At 68.1% G+C, this 17,918-nt stretch carries 10 protein-coding genes; 3 read left to right on the top strand and 7 right to left on the bottom strand.

Annotation, left to right across the window (positions count from 1 at the left end; translation table 11 throughout):
• Positions 1-9: 9 nt before the first annotated feature.
• From ACFQ2D_RS06285 to ACFQ2D_RS06270, 4 genes are all read right to left on the bottom strand, one after another.
• Entirely contained in the window at positions 10-1,032 is a 1,023-nt protein-coding gene (locus ACFQ2D_RS06285; RefSeq protein ID WP_280942985.1) for a cupin-like domain-containing protein, read from the bottom strand.
• A 2-nt stretch (positions 1,033-1,034) separates the two neighbouring features.
• Complete coding sequence (locus ACFQ2D_RS06280) at positions 1,035-1,787, bottom strand: SapC family protein (protein WP_280942984.1); 753 nt, start codon at positions 1,785-1,787, stop codon at positions 1,035-1,037.
• 192 nt (positions 1,788-1,979) lie between these two features.
• Positions 1,980-5,168: a TonB-dependent receptor gene (locus tag ACFQ2D_RS06275; protein WP_280942983.1), complete on the bottom strand. Its 3,189-nt coding sequence runs from the start codon at positions 5,166-5,168 to the stop codon at positions 1,980-1,982.
• A 545-nt stretch (positions 5,169-5,713) separates the two neighbouring features.
• Positions 5,714-6,379: a TIGR00645 family protein gene (locus ACFQ2D_RS06270; RefSeq protein WP_280942982.1), complete on the bottom strand. Its 666-nt coding sequence runs from the start codon at positions 6,377-6,379 to the stop codon at positions 5,714-5,716.
• A 324-nt stretch (positions 6,380-6,703) separates the two neighbouring features.
• Between ACFQ2D_RS06270 and ACFQ2D_RS06265 the strand changes: the two genes are divergently transcribed.
• Entirely contained in the window at positions 6,704-8,167 is a 1,464-nt protein-coding gene (locus tag ACFQ2D_RS06265; protein ID WP_280942981.1) for an MFS transporter, read from the top strand.
• A 28-nt stretch (positions 8,168-8,195) separates the two neighbouring features.
• Positions 8,196-9,428 carry a cation:proton antiporter gene (locus ACFQ2D_RS06260; protein ID WP_280942980.1) on the top strand — a complete coding sequence of 411 codons (1,233 nt, stop codon included), beginning with the start codon at positions 8,196-8,198 and terminating at the stop codon, positions 9,426-9,428.
• A gap of 16 nt (positions 9,429-9,444) precedes the next feature.
• Here the strand turns inward: ACFQ2D_RS06260 and ACFQ2D_RS06255 are convergent, their stop codons facing one another.
• The 3 genes from ACFQ2D_RS06255 to ACFQ2D_RS06245 all read right to left on the bottom strand — a co-directional run bounded on the left by ACFQ2D_RS06255 (position 9,445) and on the right by ACFQ2D_RS06245 (position 14,987).
• Positions 9,445-10,458 carry a cupin-like domain-containing protein gene (locus ACFQ2D_RS06255; protein ID WP_342457135.1) on the bottom strand — a complete coding sequence of 338 codons (1,014 nt, stop codon included), beginning with the start codon at positions 10,456-10,458 and terminating at the stop codon, positions 9,445-9,447.
• Positions 10,459-10,546: 88 nt separating this feature from the next.
• Positions 10,547-13,597 carry a TonB-dependent receptor gene (locus ACFQ2D_RS06250; RefSeq protein WP_280942979.1) on the bottom strand — a complete coding sequence of 1,017 codons (3,051 nt, stop codon included), beginning with the start codon at positions 13,595-13,597 and terminating at the stop codon, positions 10,547-10,549.
• 379 nt (positions 13,598-13,976) lie between these two features.
• The gene (locus ACFQ2D_RS06245; protein WP_280942978.1) at positions 13,977-14,987 is read right to left on the bottom strand and encodes a LacI family DNA-binding transcriptional regulator; all 1,011 of its coding nucleotides are present in this window, start codon (positions 14,985-14,987) and stop codon (positions 13,977-13,979) included.
• 262 nt (positions 14,988-15,249) lie between these two features.
• On the opposite strand from ACFQ2D_RS06245, the gene ACFQ2D_RS06240 reads away from it, so the two are divergent.
• A complete protein-coding gene (locus ACFQ2D_RS06240; protein ID WP_280942977.1) occupies positions 15,250-17,823 on the top strand; it encodes a glycoside hydrolase family 3 protein in 2,574 nt (857 codons plus the stop codon).
• Positions 17,824-17,918: the final 95 nt, after the last annotated feature.

Below are 17,918 nucleotides of genomic sequence, written 5' to 3'. Positions count from 1 at the left end.
GCACGTCGGTCACCGGTTGAGCCGCGCGATGAGCCAGGCGCGCATTCGCCGGGCCGCTGCCTCGTCGAACGGCGCCAGCACGCCGCGCGCCTCCCCTGGCAGGTGCTCCCCCGCGCGTCCGGCCGGGCCGAATACGTAGTACTCGAACACCTCGCGCCAGGCCTGCTTCTCGCGCTCGGGCCTGTCCCGGATCGACCATATCGCGTGGTGCAGCGCGTGCATGGGCGTGGGAATCCAGGCCGGCACGCTGTTCCACCAGTAGTTGACCAGGATGTTGAACGGTTCCAGCCCCTGCACGTGGTGCCACCACATGCTGGGGATGTAGATCGCATCGCCAGGCTCGAGCTCGACGCTCCGTGCATGCGCGAGCGCGTCGCGGAACCGCGGGAAGCGTTCGAAGTCGGGCGCGTCGAAGTCCACCAGGCTCACCGCCTGCCCGCCGGGCGTGGGTTCGAGCGGCCCGGGGTACAGGTTGTGGATCTGGTCCGGCGGGAACAGCGTGAACCGACGCCGGCCGACCGCGCAGCAGGCGATGTTGTCCGGCGCGTCGTAGTGGCAGGACGCCGTGGTGCGGTTGCCGATCCAGATCGCCGGCGGCGCCTCGATGCCATGCGAGCCGAAATCCAGGTCGTTCGCCGCGCGCAAGCCCGGCAGGACGCTATCGACCGGCACAGAGGCCACGTAGTGGGTCGGCGGCCGGGCGTCGGCCAGGTGCGCGTGGATCTCCTCCAGCACCTGGTCGAGCTGGCCCCGCCGCGCCTCGGTATTGAGCTGCGTGTAGCCGGCGTTGTAGAACGGCCGCCCCGCGGTCTCCGGAGGTCCCCACGAATAGGGCAGCGGGCGGCCGTTGTAGTGCGCCAGCAGGTGATCGATGGCCGCCCTGGGCGATTCGCGACCCGCCCCAACCAGGCTCCAGTCGTGCACCAATCCCCGAAGCAGCACGGGCTCGCCGCCGGCCAACAGTTCCGGCAGCGGCAGCGCGTCCGGCCTGCAGCCGTGGATCGTGCGCACGCTGTCGGGCGCAGCGTCCATCCTCAGGCGGTCTGCGCCGGTCCAGCTTCGGCGCGCAGACGTCGCTGCTTCTCCGCGATCAGGCGCCGCATGTTGTACAGCGAAGACAGCACCAGGTAGATCCCCTCGAGCAGCCCGGAGCGGTGCAGCCGGTGCAGTTGCTCGGAGTCGAGTGCAGCCAGGCGCTCTCGGTCGATCGCGTACAGGCCGGTCAGGCGCGCGCCGTGCTCGTCGTCGAACTGCACTTCGAGTTCGGTGGACTGGAACAGGCCGAGTGCGTCGAGTTCGGCATACATGGCGGTAGCCGCGCCGGTGCCGTCGTTGATGCCGCGAAGCACGGTAATCACGTGGTCAAGATAGGGGCTGTGGCCGCCCTTGGGCAGGAACACCGGCGCGCCGCGGCCGTCGCGCGACACGCGCGGGTGCTGGAGATCGACGTGGATGACCGGCTCGCGCCGCAACTCGCCGCCAACCCGCTCCTCCTGGAAGCCGATGAGGAACGGGCCGCGGGCAATGGCGCCGGGCAGGTAGGTGGCGTTCCAGCGCTCGCCCTCGATGTAGAGGTTCTCGCCCCCGTCGAAGCCGAGCAGGGCCACTGCCTGGAAAACGCCCTCCTCGTCCTTGCGGAAGAAGATCGGGTACTCGCGCTGCACCTCGGCGAACTCGGTCGGCCAGACCGGGACCAGCCCGGTGGGATCGCCGAGATCGGTGCCGAAGTGGGTCAGGACCCGCAAATCCTTGTGGGTCAGGTTATCGAGCAACTGGTACTGCGACATTTCAGCTCCGGGAGCGCCGCGCCCTCGCGCCGCGCCGCTTGATGGATGCGGCCGCACCGACACACGGCCCTCGTGCCAATCATGCCCCCGCCGCGCCCGGAAATCGAGACGCGTCGCAAGCAAAAAAAGGGGCCGTTGCACCAGGCAACGGCCCCACCGTTCACACCCTCTGGGCCTTGGAGAGGTTCGGCGTCAGAAGGTGTAGCGGATCGCCGCCATGTAGCGCGGGCTCTGGTCGAGCAGACGGACCATCTGCAGCTCGTTGCGCGAGCGCCAGCGGACATCCTCGCCCGTCAGGTTGATCGCTTCGAAGCCCACCGTCCAGTTGTCATCCAGCTGCTTGGTGACGCTCAGGTCCCACTGCTGGTACTCCTCGACGTAGAACGGGTTGGTCGCGGCCTGGTTGTTCGCCGAGATCAGGTACTCGTCGCGCCAGTTCCAGGCGAGTCGAGCGGTCCAGCCGAAGTTTTCGTACATGAACACGACGTTGGCGGTATCGCTCAGGCCGGTCAGCGCGAACTGGTTGACGCCAGGCGCCGCACCATCGTCGATGCCCACGTCACCATTGACCTTGGTGTAGTTGGCCTGGATGCCGAACCCGCTGTCGCCGAAGAAGTACTGGCTGCCCAGCTCGAAGCCGTCGATGTTGGCCTTCTGCTGGTTGAGCGGACGGTTGACGTTGAACATGTACAGCGGGTCGTCCGGCTCGCCGATGATCGCCCGGCCAGGCTGGCGGACCAGCTGCTCCATCGCCTCGAACTGGGCTTGGGTACCGGTGTAGGCCCCGAGGCCGCCGGTAACATCGGCGTTGCGCAGCAGCGCCACGGCGGTGAACAGCGCTACCGGGTTGGCGAGGCATGCGTTCACGCCACCGCCGCCGTTAGCCGCGATCTGCGCATCGCACTCCGGGCTGTTCAGGAAGGCGAGCGCGGCCTGGGCGTCCGGTCCTCCAGTGGGATCGCGCAGGCCATACAGGTTCTCCTGCACCTGGCTGTTGCCGATGAAGTTGTTGACCCGCTTGTCGAAGTACGTCAACGAGATATAGCTGGCCGGAGCGAAGTACCACTCCAGCGCCACGTCGATGTTGTCCGATTCCAGCGGCAGCAGGCGGGGGTTCTGCGCGTTGCCGCCCGCACGGAAGCCAAGCAGCACCGAACCGTTGGGAGCGTTCGCGGTCGGGCCGGAGTAGAGGTTGCCGTACGGCGCGCGCGCGATCGTCTGGCTGAGCGACACACGCCCCTTCAGCGAACTGGTGAAGTCCAGGCTGAAATCGAGGTTGGGCAGCCAGTAGCTGTACTCGGCCTCCTCCGCGAACGGCTGCTGTTCCGACGACGGCGTGATCGCGAAATCGTTGTCGCCGTTCCAGTTGATCGACTGCGGAACCTGGAGCGAGGAAACCGACCTGAGATCGGTCTGCTCGTAGCGCGCGCCCAGCACGAGATTGAACGGCATCGCGCCGAGCTCACCGTCGAACTCGTACTGCACGTAGGCGGCGCTGGTCTTCTCCTCGATCGTGTTGTCGTTGTTGTACTGGCCGTTGAAGTTCGACGGAGTGCCGTAGAAGCCGGTGGCCCACTGCGCCAGCTGGCTGGCATTGCCCCACCATGCGTTCTGCGGCGCGCCGTTGGTGCTGAAGTCGTCGAACAGGCCCGCGATGTTGATCGGACGGATCAGGTCCTGGAAGCCCGGCTCCTCGCCGACGTTGTTGACGCTCCAGTTGCCCAGCACCTGCTGGTTGTCGTTCGAGGTCAGCCGGCGCATCGTCACCTTGGACGAATCGACGCCGAACGACAGGCGGCCGTTGTCGAAGTCGAACGCGCCGTCGATCCGGCCCTGTTCGATCTTGCTGTCCTGGCGCGAGTACCAGATGCGCTGGATCTGGGTACCCACCTGCTCAGGCGGGAACTCCGGATTGACCACCCCGTTGACGTTGTTGAACGCGTCGTCCGAGTTGGGCGAAGCCGGGTACCAGGTCCGGGCCATGATCGGCAGCCCGGTGTTGAACCAGTACTCCTGCGCCCAGTTGCCGCCGCAGTACGGGCCGCCCGCGGACTGGCAGGCGCTGGTGCCGGCGAAGGAGAAGGCGGTCGAGCTGGCACCCGTGATGGGATCGTTGGGCAGGCTCTTGTTCTCGGTGCGATGCGCGTCGAACTCGAAGCTCAGGCGGTCGGTCGCCTGCCAGACGGCGTTGAAGCCGATCGAGTCGAGCTTGTACTTCTGCTCCTGGCGCTGCTGCTCGTAGCCGAAGTCCTTGGTTTCCACGATCTCGCGGATGTAGGTCGGCGTAGCGACCGGACCGTTCGTGTCGAACTCGATCCGCGTGAACGGCCCCTGCTGCAGCCACTGGGTCATTTCGCCGCGGTTCTCGGCGATCTCGTTGGTCGAGTGGGTGTAGTCGAGGGTCAGGGTGACCGCGTCGGTCGGGGCGAACTGCAGCACGCCCTGGGCGTTGATGCGCTGGCGCTCGAAATCAGAGAATGCATAGCGCAGGTCGGCCGGCATCGCGTAGAGCGAGCCTTCCGCCGGCGCGTTCACGACCTCGACCCGGTTGCCCCAGCCCGACGGAGCGCCGGTCCAGCGCTGGACGCGCCATTCGTTCTCGGTCGCCTGGATCTCACCGCCCTTGCGCTGCTGGAAGCTGGTGCTGAGGCTGGCGCCCCAGCGCTTGTCGGCGCTGGCGAAGCTGATGATCGAGGAAAGCTCCGGCGTGATGCTGTCGCCGAGGACCTGGGACTGGTCGGAGCCCGCCTTGAGACCGGCGTTGAACGTCAGCCCCGCAGGCAGGTTCAACGGACGGCTGGTCAGGATGTCGACCGTGGCGCCCATGCCGCCGCTCGGCACATCGGCGCGGCCGGTCTTGTAGACCGTGATGCCGCTGACCGCCTCGGACGCCAGCTGCGCGAAGTTGAAGCCGCGGGTGCCCGCGCCCGTACCGCCGGTGACGGCGTCACCGTTGCCGAACGCGTCCGCGCCCGGGATCTGGCGCCCGTTGAGCGTCACCATGTTGTAGCCCGGACCGAAGCCACGCGCGGTGATCTGCGCGCCTTCGCCGTTGCGGCGCTCGATCGAGATGCCGGTGATGCGCTGCAGCGATTCGGCCAGGTTGGTGTCGGGGAACTTGCCGATGTCCTCGGCGCTGATCGCGTCGACGACACCCGAGGTGTCGCGCTTGATCCCCATCGAATTCTCGAGGCTGTTGCGCAGGCCGGTCACCACGATCGTGTCGAGCGTGGAGGCGTCCTGGGCAGCGGCCTGGGTCTGCTGGGCCACCGGCTCGTTCTGTGCCGGGTCCTGCGCGAATACGGGATTGATGACGAGCACGCCACCCACGAAGGTGAACATGGCCTTCGACTTCAATCCCCTCAACTTCTTGTTGTTCATGGATATGTCCTCAGCACTGTTTTAGAGCGAAGAAAAGCGCGTCGCCGCACGCCGCGGCCGGGCGGCCACGCCAGTGCCGAAATTCCAGGTTCGATTCACCTTCATTCGACTGCCCTCCCCGTTGATCATGAATTCAGTAGGTGTTGCGACGTTGCGCCCTTCCTCCGGGCCGCGTGCCCCGCAAGCGCGGCACGCTTTCCAACAGACCCTCTTCATTCCCAACGCCCCGCCTTGCGACCCGCGTCCCGGTTCGGGACACCCGCCGCGTGTTGCACGAGGCTTCCAGCTTCCATGCCGTTACGGTTGTTATTATTGTTAGCGCTAACATGTGCGCGGCGATTTGATAACACGGCGTTACGCGGGGTGTCACTTTGCGGTGCAGCAATGTCCTGTGCACCGCATGACAGCGCAGTCGTTACCCGGGCAACGGTCGCGCAAAGACGCCGACTGCGCGGGGTTTTCGCGGCACGGCGCACCATGCGCCCTCGTATGTCCCACGGGGCAAGCCCGGTGGACGCCCCGGCAGGCGGACCGCGCCTGCCCTGTCAGTGAGCAGCGGGCTCAGTGCGCCGCGTGCTCGCGCTTGCGCTGCTGCCGGTCATCAGCTTGTCGGTGTAGGCGATGCCGATGGCCGAGAGGATGAAGGCGCCGTGGATGATGGACTGCCACATGACGCCGGCCGCGGTCACCCTGGTGCAGGCGGGCGCGGCCAGCGTCAGTCCGTCCGCGACCGCCCGCGCATGGGCGGCGAGCGCGTCGATGTACTCGCCCGACCCGCACAGCGGGCCGCCCACTTCGCCGGCGGCGATGAAAGTCTTGAGCAGGTGGATCGAGGAGATGCCGATGATCGCCATCGCCAGTTTCACCTTCAGCACGCTGGCGTTGACGTGGCTCAGCCATTCCGGCTGGTCTGGATGGCCCTGCAGCCCGAGCCGCGACACGAAGGTCTCGTAGCCACCGACGATCACCATCACCAGCAGGTTGGAGATCATCACCACGTCGATCAGCCCCAGCACCAGCAGCATGATCCCCTGCTCGGTCAGCGAGTTCGCGTCCTGCACCAGGTGCATGAGCTCCTTGATGAAGAGGAACACGTACACGCACTGCGCGACGATCAGGCCCAGGTACAGGGGCAGCTGCAGCCATCGCGAACCGAAGATCACCCAGGCAAGGGGACGCAGGCTGGGAGTGGACGTGGTGGGCAAGGACATGGGCGGGCGCACAGGAAAAGAGCGCGGAGGTTAGCGACGTGCCGCGCGGCTGCCAAGCGCCCCGCCGGGGACACCCGCGCGGGCATGTTGCAGCGCATCGGAATCGCCCCCGATCCAGGCGCCCGGGAAGGACCTGCGGTCGTTTCCGTGGAAAAGTTTGACAACGTTGTCACGAGCCCGTACAAGCGTTGCGTCGCCGTACCCGGCGCGGCAGTGCGAGGAGAGGCGCGCTGCGGCGACGGTACGCGGGACAGGCGGCGGCCGGATGGGGAGTCCGGCCGCCGCCATTTGCCTTCCGCCCACCCACCGCAACGGCAGGACCCCATGGCCACCCAACAGACCCGCTGGTCGCAGTTCGGCGTGCTCGTCACCGTGTTCTTCTTCTGGGGCTTCGTCGCCGCCAGCAACGAGATCCTGATTCCCGTCTTCAAGAACGCCTTCCACCTGTCCCAGGCGCAGAGCCAGTACGTGGCGGTCGCGTTCTACGTGGCCTATACGGTCGGCTCGATCATCTATTTCCTCGTCTCCCGCCTGATCGGCGCGGACGTGCTCAACCGCATCGGGTACAAGAACGGCATCTCGCTGGGCCTGCTGATCTCGGCGGTGGGAACGCTGCTGTTCTATCCGGCGGCCAACACCGCCTCGTTCGGGCTGATGCTCTCGGGCCTGTTCATCGTCGGCCTGGGCTTCTCGCTGCAGCAGATCGCGGCCAACCCGCTGGCGATCATGATGGGCGACCCGGCGACCGGGGCGCAGCGGCTGACCATGGCCGGCGGCGTCAACAACTTCGGCACCACCATCGGCCCGCTGCTGGTGAGCCTGGCGATCTTCGGCAGCGTCGCCGCGGGCGGCACCGAGGCGAGCATCGAATCGGTCAAGACGCCCTACCTGGTGCTCGGCGCGGCCTTCGTGCTGGTCGCGGTCTTCCTGAAGTTTTCTTCGGTCCCCAACCGCATCGACCTCGACGCGATCGCCGAGGACGAGGCCGCGGACCCGACCCGGCTGGCGCACCGCAGGTCCGCGATCGCCTACCCGCAGCTCGCGCTGGGCATGATCGCGATCTTCGTCTACGTCGGGGTCGAAGTGGCGACCATCGCCAACCTGCCGGCCTATCTCAAGCTGCCGGTCGAGCAGGGCGGCCTCGGGCTCAACACCTCGATGATCGCGCCCTTCGTCTCGCTGTACTGGGCCAGCCTGATGATCGGGCGCTGGGCGGGTGCCGCGGGCGCATTCAACGCCTCGCCCTCGGTGAAGCTGGTGCTGACCCTGCTGCTGCCCTACCTGGCGTTCGGCGTCTTCCTGGCGGTCAACACCATCGCCGGCTACTCGGTGATGCAGTTCCTGCTGTACGGGGCGGTGATCGTGCTGATGGTCGCGGCCACGTTCGCCAGCCGCGGCAACCCGGCACGGATGCTGCTCTACTTCTCGATCTGCGGCATCGCCGCGCTGCTGGTGGGCATGGCGACCACCGGCATGACCAGCGTCATCGCCTTCGTCAGCGTCGGCCTGTTCTGCAGCACCATGTGGCCATGCATCTTCGCCCTGGCGATCACCGGCCTGGGCCGCAACACCGGGCAGGGCAGCAGCCTGCTGGTGATGATGATCATGGGCGGCGGCCTGGTCAGCCTGCTGCAGGGCTGGCTGGCCGATACCGGCGGCATCCACATGAGCTTCCTCGTCGGCGTCGCCTGCTTCGCCTACCTCGCCTTCTACGCCGCACGCACGCCCGGCATCCTGCGGCGGCAGGGCATCGACCTCGACAAGCTCGTCGCGGGCGGGGGACACTGACCCCCCCTTTCCCCGCCGTGCGGCACGGATGAGCCACGCGATCACCACCACCGAGCTGTTCCTGATCGCGATGGCGGTGATCTTCGCGGTGCCCTACCTGGTCTGGCGGCTGCTGCGTACCGATTACTGGGCGCCGCTGGTGGTGGTGCAGATCATCGCCGGCATCCTGCTCGGCCCCGGCGTCCTGGGCCGCGCGATGCCGGACCTGCACGCCACCGTGTTCAACCCCGACGTGATCACCGCGCTCAACGGCCTGGCCTGGTGGGCGGTGATGCTGTTCGTGATGATCGCCGGCATCGAGCTGGACGTGCGCCAGGCCTGGGCCAACCGGCGCGAAACCGGCGTCACCGCCGGGCTGGCGCTGGGTGTTCCACTGGTGGCCGGGGCGCTGGTCGCCGCCGGCATGCTGGGCTTCGACGGCTGGGTCGGGCCGGGCGGGCATCCCTGGCAGTTCGTCATGGGTGTGGGCATGGCCTGCGCGGTGACCGCCCTGCCGATCCTGATTCTGCTGATGGAGAAGCTGCAGCTGCTGCGTTCGCACCTGGGCCAGCGGATCCTGCGCTACGCCAGCCTCGACGACATCGCCATCTGGGGCGTGCTGGCCCTGGTGCTGATGGACTGGGAGCGGATCGGCCGGCAGGTGGCCTTCCTGCTGACGTTCGCCCTGGCCTGCATCGCCTTCCGCCGCCTGATGCGCGCGATCCCGGCGCGCGACCGCTGGTTCGCCATGCTGATTTGGCTGGCCGTGTGCGCCTTCGGCGCCGACTGGGCCGGGCTGCATTACATGGTCGGCGCGTTCCTGGCCGGCGTGGTGATGGACGCGGACTGGTTCGAACAGGAGACCCTCGACCTGCTGCGCCACCACGTACTACTGGTGCTGATGCCGGTGTTCTTCCTGAGCACCGGACTGCGCACCTCCTGGGAGGTGGGCGGCGCGGCGGTGTTCGTCGCCGCGGGCGCCCTGCTCGTCGCCTCGGTCGCGGGCAAGCTCGCCGGCATCGGGCTGGCCGGCCGCCTGCTGGGCTGGAAGCCGGGCGAAGCCTCGATCATCGGCTGGCTCCTGCAGACCAAGGCCCTGATCATGATCATCTTCGCCAACATCCTCGTCGACAAGGCGATCATCACCAGCGCCACGTTCACCGCCCTGCTGCTGATGGCGGTGGCGAGCACGATGCTGACGATCCCGATGGTGGCGCCGCGGCTGCGTTCGCTGCAGGGCGCCGCCTCCGGCCTCGCGGAGGGCAGCCCGCGGCCGGGCTGACCGCCCGCGAGTGGGTTCAGCGCTGCAGGCGCTGCATCAGGCGGCGCCGGAGGTTGGCCGCGCGGGTCTCGTCCAGCGGCGCCAGCACGCCGCGCGCGGGTGCGGGGATATGCCCGGCGACGCCGTCCTCGTCGAACTCGAATACGTGGTGGCGGAACACTTCCTGCCAGATCGCCCGCTCGTGCGCCGGCAGCTGGCGGATTCCCAGGATGGCCGCCATCAGCGCATTCAACGGCGCATCCATCCACGCCGGCACGCGCCGCCACCAGTAGTTCACCAGGATGTTGAACGGCTCGAGCGCCTCGATGTGGTGCCACCACATGCCCGGCATGAAGATCGCATCGCCGGGCCCGAGTTCGGCCACCTGCGCATGCGCCCAGGCTTGGGCGAACCGGGGATAGCGCACCAGGTCGGGTGCCAGCGGATCGACCAGGCTGACCGGCTGGCCCGCCGGGGTAACGTCGAGCGGCCCGATGTAGAGATTCTGCAGCTGGTCCGGCGGAAACAGCAGGAAGCGGCGGCGCCCGGCGGCCACGCAGGCCAGGTTGTCCGGCATGTCCTGATGGGTCGGCACCCGCGACCGGTTGCCGACCCAGATGCTGGCGAGCGCGTCGCGGCCGCCCAGGTCGATGCCGTTTTCCGCGCCCAGCCCGGGCAGGCAGGTATCGAGCGTGGTCGCGCCCACGTAGACGAGGGGCGGCTCGGACTGCGTGCATGCGTCGAGCATGCGGTCCAGCGCCGATTGGAGGGCGACCTGCTCGCGGCGGAAATTGAATCCGCGCATCGTCGCGTCGTAGAAGATCCGGCCTTCCGCCTCCGGTGGCGCGATGGTGGCCACGACCGGCAGCGCCGGGTTGGCGAACCGCAGGAGATAGGCCACCGCGGCGGCATCCGAGGCTTGCGAAGCCTGCACCAGGGGCCACGCGCCCGCCAGTCCGCGGACGACGCGGGGCGCCTGCGCCTGCAGGACGTCCTGCAGCGCCTCCACCGGCGCTTCCGGAACGCGGGCCAGCGTATCGATGGATCGCACGGACGACGAGCTCCGGCGGTCGCCTGCCCGGCGGACCGGGCAGGCCTCTGGATGACGCCGTGCCGCCAGCGGGCACGGCCGGACTGCGTCAGAACCTGTAGCGCAGGCCAAGCATATAGCGCGGTCCGGTCTGCGTGGCATAGAACACCTGCCGCTCGTTGCGGCCATGCGAGCGCATGGTCTCGTCGGTCAGGTTGATCGCCTCCGCGTGCAGGGACAGCCGTTCGCTGACCTGGTAGCTGACGTTGACGTCCACCTGGCCGTAGGCCTCGACATAGACCGGATTCGGGCGCCAGCTGTCGAAGGTGCTGGACAGGAACTCGTCGCGCCAGTTGTAGGCCGCCCGGATCTGCCACGGACCCTGGTCGTAGAACGCCACCAGGTTGGCCGAGTCGCTGAGTCCGACCAGCGCGAACTGGTCGCCGAGGTTGTGGTCGTCGTAGGTCAGGTCCGAATCGACGATGGTGTAGTTGGCGGACATGCCGAAGCCGCTGTCGCCGAACATGTGCTGGACGTTGAGTTCCCAGCCGTCGAGCTGCGAGGACTCCTTGTTGACCGGCACCGTCACCCGGAACACCGCGAGCGGGTCGCCCGGCATGCCGGCGATCGTGCCCAGCGGCTGGCCATCGGTGCCCACACCGGTCTGCACCACGCCCGGCGTGCCGGCATAGTTCTCGAAGATGTAGCTGCGCACGCAGCCGCGGAAGTCGATCGACCCCTGCACGCAGCCGTTGGCGACGGCCTCGTTGAACCAGGCGCCGCCCACCGGGGTGCGCAGGTCGAACGGCGAGATCTCGACCACCGAGGTCCCGATGTAGTTGTCGATGTCCTTGCGGAACCAGCCGGCCGAGACGTAGCTGCCTTCGCCGTAGTACCACTCGAACGACAGGTCGAAATTCTTCGACTCCAGCGGCTTGAGGCCCGGGTCACCCTGCGAACCGGTCCCGCCCTCGTAGGCGGCGAACGAGTCGAGGGTCTGCCCGCCCTGGATGTGGTTCCACTGCGGCCGGCCGATGCTGTGCCCGTAGCTGGCGCGCAGGATCATCTCGTCGGTGATCTCGAGCCCCAGGTCGACGCTCGGCAGCCAGTAGTCGTACTCGCCGCGCAGCGTGGTGAAGTCCGGCTCGCCGAACTGCACCGAGAACTCGTTGTTGCCGGTCCACAGCAGGCCGGTGGCGATCGGCACCAGGGCGCTGGAGATCACCTCGGTTTCCTCGTAGCGCACGCCGACGGCGACGTTGAGCGGCATGCCCAGGTCGAAGGTGTTGCTCCACTGCACGAAAGCGCTCTTCGACTTCTCGGTGGTGCGGCGGTCGGTGCTGAAATCGTCCGGCGGCAGGTAGGCCGCCGCGTCTCCGCCGCGTGCCGCGATCGCCGCCTCGCGCAGGCGCGCGAAATCGAACAGGTAGAACGCCCCGAATGCGTTGCCGCTGCCGGGGAACTGGTCGAAGTAGCGGCTGATGTCGTCGCCGATCCAGATGTCGTCCGCGTAGTCGGCCGCGCCGCCGCCGAACCCGCCCCAGTCGTCGCGCTGGGTGAAGTTGTAGGCGGTGCGGTTCTGCACTTCCGTGTAGGCGACGCCGAAGTCGAGCTGCGAGTAGTTGTCGAAGCTGAAGCGACCGCGCACCTGGCCCTGGTCGACTTCCGACTTCATGTAGCTGTTGCGGAACGACGAGCCGGTCACCATCATCTGGTCGGCGCCGACCGAACTCATGCCTGGCGGCAGCAGTACCGACAGCACTGGGAAATCGCCGCTGAAATCGACGTTGGTCACGCCGCGCACGAAGGCGGCGGTCCCGATCACGTTGTTGGAGCCATACGGGCCGTCCGCGCCGGACTCGGCGCTCGAGCGGTGGTAGTCGAACTCCAGGTCGAGCTGGTCGCTCAGCTCCCAGGCCAGGTTGAAGCCCAGCGACTTGTTCTCGTTCTTCGTCGCGTTGAGCGAGCCGGCCATGGCCAGATCGCCCCAGCGCGGCTCGAATCCGGCGGGGCAGACGTTGTTGCGGTCGCTGGCGGTCCACTGTTCGGTGGCCGGATTGAAGCAGCCGGCGTACTCGGTATAGCTCGTCGGCCCGGCAACCGGGCCATCGGTCCATGCCGTCTCCGAAGCGGCCTGGTTGAACCAGGTCGACAGTTCGTGCCGCCGGGCCTGGATCCTGTTCTCGGCGTAGGTGTAGTCGAGCGTGGCGGTGACCCGGTCGGTCGGCGCCCACTGCAGGGTGGCCTGGCCGTTGGTGCGCTGGCGACTCACGCCGTTGACCGCGTAGATCAGGTTCTGCGGAATCGAATAGACGTCGCCTTCGCCGGGCGGATTGGTCGCGTTGCCGGCCACGGCGACCGGGCCGGTTCCGCCGGGGAACGCGTACCAGCCGCCGCCCACGGCGGCTTCGTTGTAGCCGAAGTCGCGATCCTGGTAGCTGCCGCTCAGTGCGATACCGACCCGACCATCCGCGAAGGTGTCGCTGAAAATGCCGGACAACTCGCCCGTCCAGCTGTCGCCACGCATCGGACCGGGCAGGTTGTCCACCGACGCGTCGTGCACCGCCTTGAGGCCGACACTGGCCAGCGGACCGCTGTCGAGTGGACGCGCGGTCTTGATGTTGATCGTGGCGCCGATGCCGCCGGTCGGCGTGGCCGCGCGGCTGGTCTTGTACACCTCGACGCCGGAGATCGACTCCGATGCGAGGTTGGCGAAGTCGAACGCACGCGAGTTCGAGGCATTGGTAGCCTCGATGCTCGACGCCGGCATCTGGCGTCCGTTGAGCAGCACCAGGTTGAAGTCCGGGCCGACGCCGCGCACGGTCACGCGCGAACCTTCGCCCATCGAGCGGTCGATCGACACGCCGCTGATGCGCTGGAGCGATTCGGCCAGGTTGGTGTCGGGGAACTTGCCGATGTCTTCGGCGACGATGCCGTCGACGATGCCCTGCGCGTCGCGCTTGAGGTTCATCGACGACTCCAGGCTCGCGCGGATGCCGGTGACGACGATGGCCTCCATCTCGGCGGGCTCTTCGCTCGCGGCCTGCGGGGCCGCAGTGGTGTCCTGGGCAACGGTCTGCGCCGCAAGCGGCGGGGCCAGCGCGATCAGCAGCGCCGACGTCAACAGGCGCCGCTTGGGCGCTGCTTTGATGGTTTTCATGAGCCTTCCCTCTCCCAAGGTCGTCACGAATCAGGTTGTGGTGCCGTCGGCGCATGCCGGTGCGGCGGCTGGATTAGGAAGGTGTCTGACAGCGTTGTCAACCCTTTAAAACAAGCGTTTTCCTGTGTTAGCGCTATCTTTGCTGATGAGCGCGGGCGCTTGTCTCCGCCTCGCCATGGACAGGACATGGCGCGACAGCAATGGCTGCGTCTGCAGTCATCGGATGGGGCGACATCGGCTCATGGACGACACGTCGGTCGTGCGAGCGGATGCCACTTTGAAGTTGCAGTCGCATCCTGCCGTCGAGACGTCCCGACGGCAGGATGGAAATCGGACCGGCTCTACGCGCGCGCCTCGCGGCAGGCGGCGCGCCCCGGGCTCAGGCCTTGCGCGGCCCCGTCGACCGTCGCAGCTGCAGCGTGTACGGCACGACCACCATGCCGCCCTGGCCGCGATCGCGAATCGCCTTGAGCAGTTCGACGCCGGCCAGCCGGCCCATCTCGCGCGTGGGTTGGCGCACGGTGGTGAGCGAGGGGTAGATGTGGCGCGCGATCGGCGTGTCGTCGAATCCGCAGATCGAGATGTCGCGCGGCACCGACAGCCCGCGCTCGCAGACCGCGCCGATCGCGCCGGCGGCCATGTCATCGTTGGCCGCGAAGATCGCGGTGGGCGGATCGGGCAGGTCGAGCAGTCCGTTGGTGGCCGCGAAGCCCGAGTCGTAGGAGAACTCGCCGTCGGCGATCAACGCCTCGTCCAGCGCCAGCCCGGCGCGCTGCATGCCCTCGCGGTAGCCGGCCAGCCGCCAGTGGCTGGCGCCGTGGGCGGGATGTCCCTTGATGTGGGCGATGCGACGATGGCCGAGCGAGGCGAGGTGCCCGATCATTTCCGCCACCGCGCTGGGCTCGTCGACGATCACGCCGATGCGGCGGTTGCGCTCGGTGGGCGACACGCTCGACCAGGGGATGTCGAGTTCGTCCAGGCGCGCCAGCAGGGCGGCGTCGTCGGTGATCGGCGGGGTCAGCACCACGCCGTCCAGCCGGGACTGCAGCACCAGCGACTCGACCTTGGACACGATGTCCTTGGCGTCGTACACCAGCGGCGCCAGCATCAGGTTGTAGTGCTGGGCCTGGCAGGCGTCGAGCACGCCCTGCTCGACCTCCATCAGGTAGTTGCTCGACGGGTTGTCGTAGAGCATCGCCACCAGGTACGACTTGCGCCCGGCCAGGACGCGCGCCGACGGATGGGGGCGGTACTGCAGGCGTTCGACGACTTCACGCACGCGTTCGCGGGTGCGCTCGGAGACGTTGGGTTCCTCGTTGAGCACGCGCGAGACGGTCTTCATCGACACGCCCGCCTCTGCCGCCACATCCTCGATCCGTACGCGCACCATCGGTCTGCAGGTTCCCTTCGCGAAGCCCGTGGATTCTGCCAGAGCGCCGGCGGCCTGCCGCGCGGGGCCGTCCTGGCCCTCCCTGTCGTTCGTCGTCATCGGCCCGTCCCCGTGGCAGGCGCGCGCTTGTGCTGTGCAGCAAGCATGATCCGCGCGAAGGAGGTATGGTGCGCGATCTGACAACGCTGTCATGTCGCGGCGCACCATCCAGCGCCCACGGGCCGCGGAATTCCGGTTCCAGGAACGCTTGGGGAAGCCTTCAATGAGCACAGTCCATACCCTCCGTGTCTCGCGCCTCGGCGCTGCACTCGCCGCCTCGCTGCTGGTGGCAGCGTGCTCCGGCGAGCGCTCGGGCGACGTCGCCGCCGCCAATCCGCAGGTGCCGGCGGACGGCGCCACGGTCGACCCCGCGAACTGGCCGCAGCCCGAATGGCCGTTCGCCGAGGACGCGGCGCTGGAGAAGAAGGTCGACGACCTGCTGGCCACGATGACGGTCGAGGAGAAGGTCGGCCAGATCGTGCAGGGCGACATCGCCAGCATCACGCCCGAGGACGTGCGCAAGTACCGGCTCGGCTCGATCCTCGCCGGCGGCGGCTCCGATCCCGGCGGCAAGTACAACGCCAAGCCCGAGGAATGGCTGGCGCTGGCCGACGCGTTCTGGGAAGCCTCGATGGACACCAGCGGCGGCGGCAAGGCGATCCCGGTGATCTGGGGCATCGACGCCATGCACGGCCAGAGCAACATCGTCGGCGCCACCCTGTTCCCGCACAACATCGGCCTGGGCGCGATGCGCAACCCGGAGCTGCTGCGCGAGATCGCGCGCATCACCGCGATCGAAACCCGCACCACCGGCATGGAGTGGACCTTCGCGCCCACCGTCGCGGTGCCGCAGGACGACCGCTGGGGCCGCGCCTACGAAGGCTATTCGGAAGATCCGAAGCTGGTGGCCAGCTATGCCGGCGTGTTCGTCGAAGGCCTGCAGGGCAAGCCCGGCACGCCCGAGTTCCTCGACGACCACCACGTGATGAGTTCGGTCAAGCACTTCCTCGGCGACGGTGGCACCGCCAACGGCAAGGACCAGGGCGACACCATCGTCAGCGAGGCGCAGCTGCGCGACATCCATGCCGCCGGCTACGTGCCTGCGATCGCGGCGGGCGCGCAGGCGGTGATGGCCTCGTTCAACAGCTTCCATGGCGAGAAGCTGCACGGCCACAAGCCGCTGCTGACCGACGTGCTCAAGGACCGGATGAACTTCGGCGGCTTCATCGTCGGCGACTGGAACGGCCATGGCCAGGTGCGCGGCTGCACCAATACCAACTGCGCGCAGACCTATATCGCCGGCCTGGACATGGCGATGGCCTCCGACAGCTGGAAGGGGATGTACGAGTCGACCCTGAAGCACGTGCAGGACGGCACGATCCCGATGGAGCGCCTGGACGACGCGGTGCGGCGCATCCTGCGGGTGAAGTTCCGGGCCAACCTGTTCGAGAAGCCCAAGCCCTCCGAGCGCGCGCTGGGCGGCAGGTTCGAACTGCTGGGCGCACCCGAGCACCGCGAGGTCGCGCGCCGCGCGGTACGCGAATCGCTGGTGCTGCTCAAGAACCAGAGCGGCATCCTGCCGCTCTCGCCGAAGCAGACCGTGCTCGTTGCCGGCGACGGCGCCGACAACCTCGCCAAGCAGGCTGGCGGCTGGACGCTGACCTGGCAGGGCGACGGCACAAAGCGCGAGGACTTCCCTAATGCCGATTCGATCTGGGATGGCCTGAAGGCGCAGATCGATGCGGCCGGCGGCCGCGCCGAACTCGCCGTCGACGGCAAGTACACGCGCAAGCCCGACGTGGCCGTCGTGGTATTCGGCGAGGAGCCCTATGCCGAGTTCCAGGGCGACCTGTCCAACCTGATGTTCAAGTCCGGCAAGTCGGGCGACCTGGAGCTGATCCAGAAGCTCAAGGCCGAGGGCATCCCGGTGGTGGCGGTATTCCTGAGCGGCCGCCCGCTGTGGCTCAACCGCGAGATCAACGCCGCCGACGCGTTCGTCGCCGCGTGGCTGCCGGGTTCGGAAGGCGGCGGCGTGGCCGACGTGCTGCTGCAGGGTGCGGACGGCAAGCCGCAGCACGACTTCAAGGGCAAGCTCAGCTTCTCCTGGCCGCGCCGCGCCGACCAGTACGCGAACAACGTCGGTCAGGAAGGCTACGACCCGCTGTTCGCCTTCGGCCACGGCCTGACCTACGCCGACAAGGGCGACCTCGCGCCGTTGCCCGAGGAGCCGGGCATCGATCCGGAGGCCGATGGCGGCAACACCTGGTTCGTGCGCGGCGCGCCGACCACCGGGCTGACCCTGCGCCTGGTCGGCGCCGACGGCGGTGCGATGGACGTGGTCCATCCGGCGGCGAAGACCAGCGATGGCTCCCTGCAGATGAGCGCGATCAACACCGATGTGCAGGAAGGCGCGCGCCTGTTCGACTGGAGCGGGCCCGGCGCGGTGCAGCTGCTGTCCTACCAGCCGATCGATCTGTCGCGCGAGACCAACGGCGACGTGCCGGTGGTACTGCAGCTGCGGGTCGACGCGCTGCCGGCCAGTCCGGATGCCACGCTGTCGGCCGCCTGCGGCGAAGGCTGCACGGGCGAGGTGGCGATCGGCGAGGCGCTGGCGAAGCTGCCGCGCGGCGAGTGGACCCGGCTGGGCGTGCCGCTCAAGTGCCTGCGCGCCGGCGGCGCCGATACCGGCCGGCTGGTGCTGCCGTTCGCGCTCCGCGCCGCCGCCGGCACCAGGCTGGCCCTGGCCAGCGTCTCGGTCAGCACCGAGTTCGACCACCTGGCCGACTGCAACAGGTAAACCTTCCTCCGCCGGGACGCGCCGATCGTCGATCGGCCGTCCCGGTCTTTTCTTCCCTGCGGGCCGGCAAGCGCGTCCGCAACGCTGCGGTGCAC

The sequence above is a fragment of the Luteimonas composti genome, assembly GCF_042678665.1.
Lineage (GTDB): Bacteria > Pseudomonadota > Gammaproteobacteria > Xanthomonadales > Xanthomonadaceae > Luteimonas > Luteimonas composti.
The sequence above is the reverse complement of the archived record's forward strand: the minus strand, read 5'-3'. Positions and strand labels throughout refer to the sequence as shown.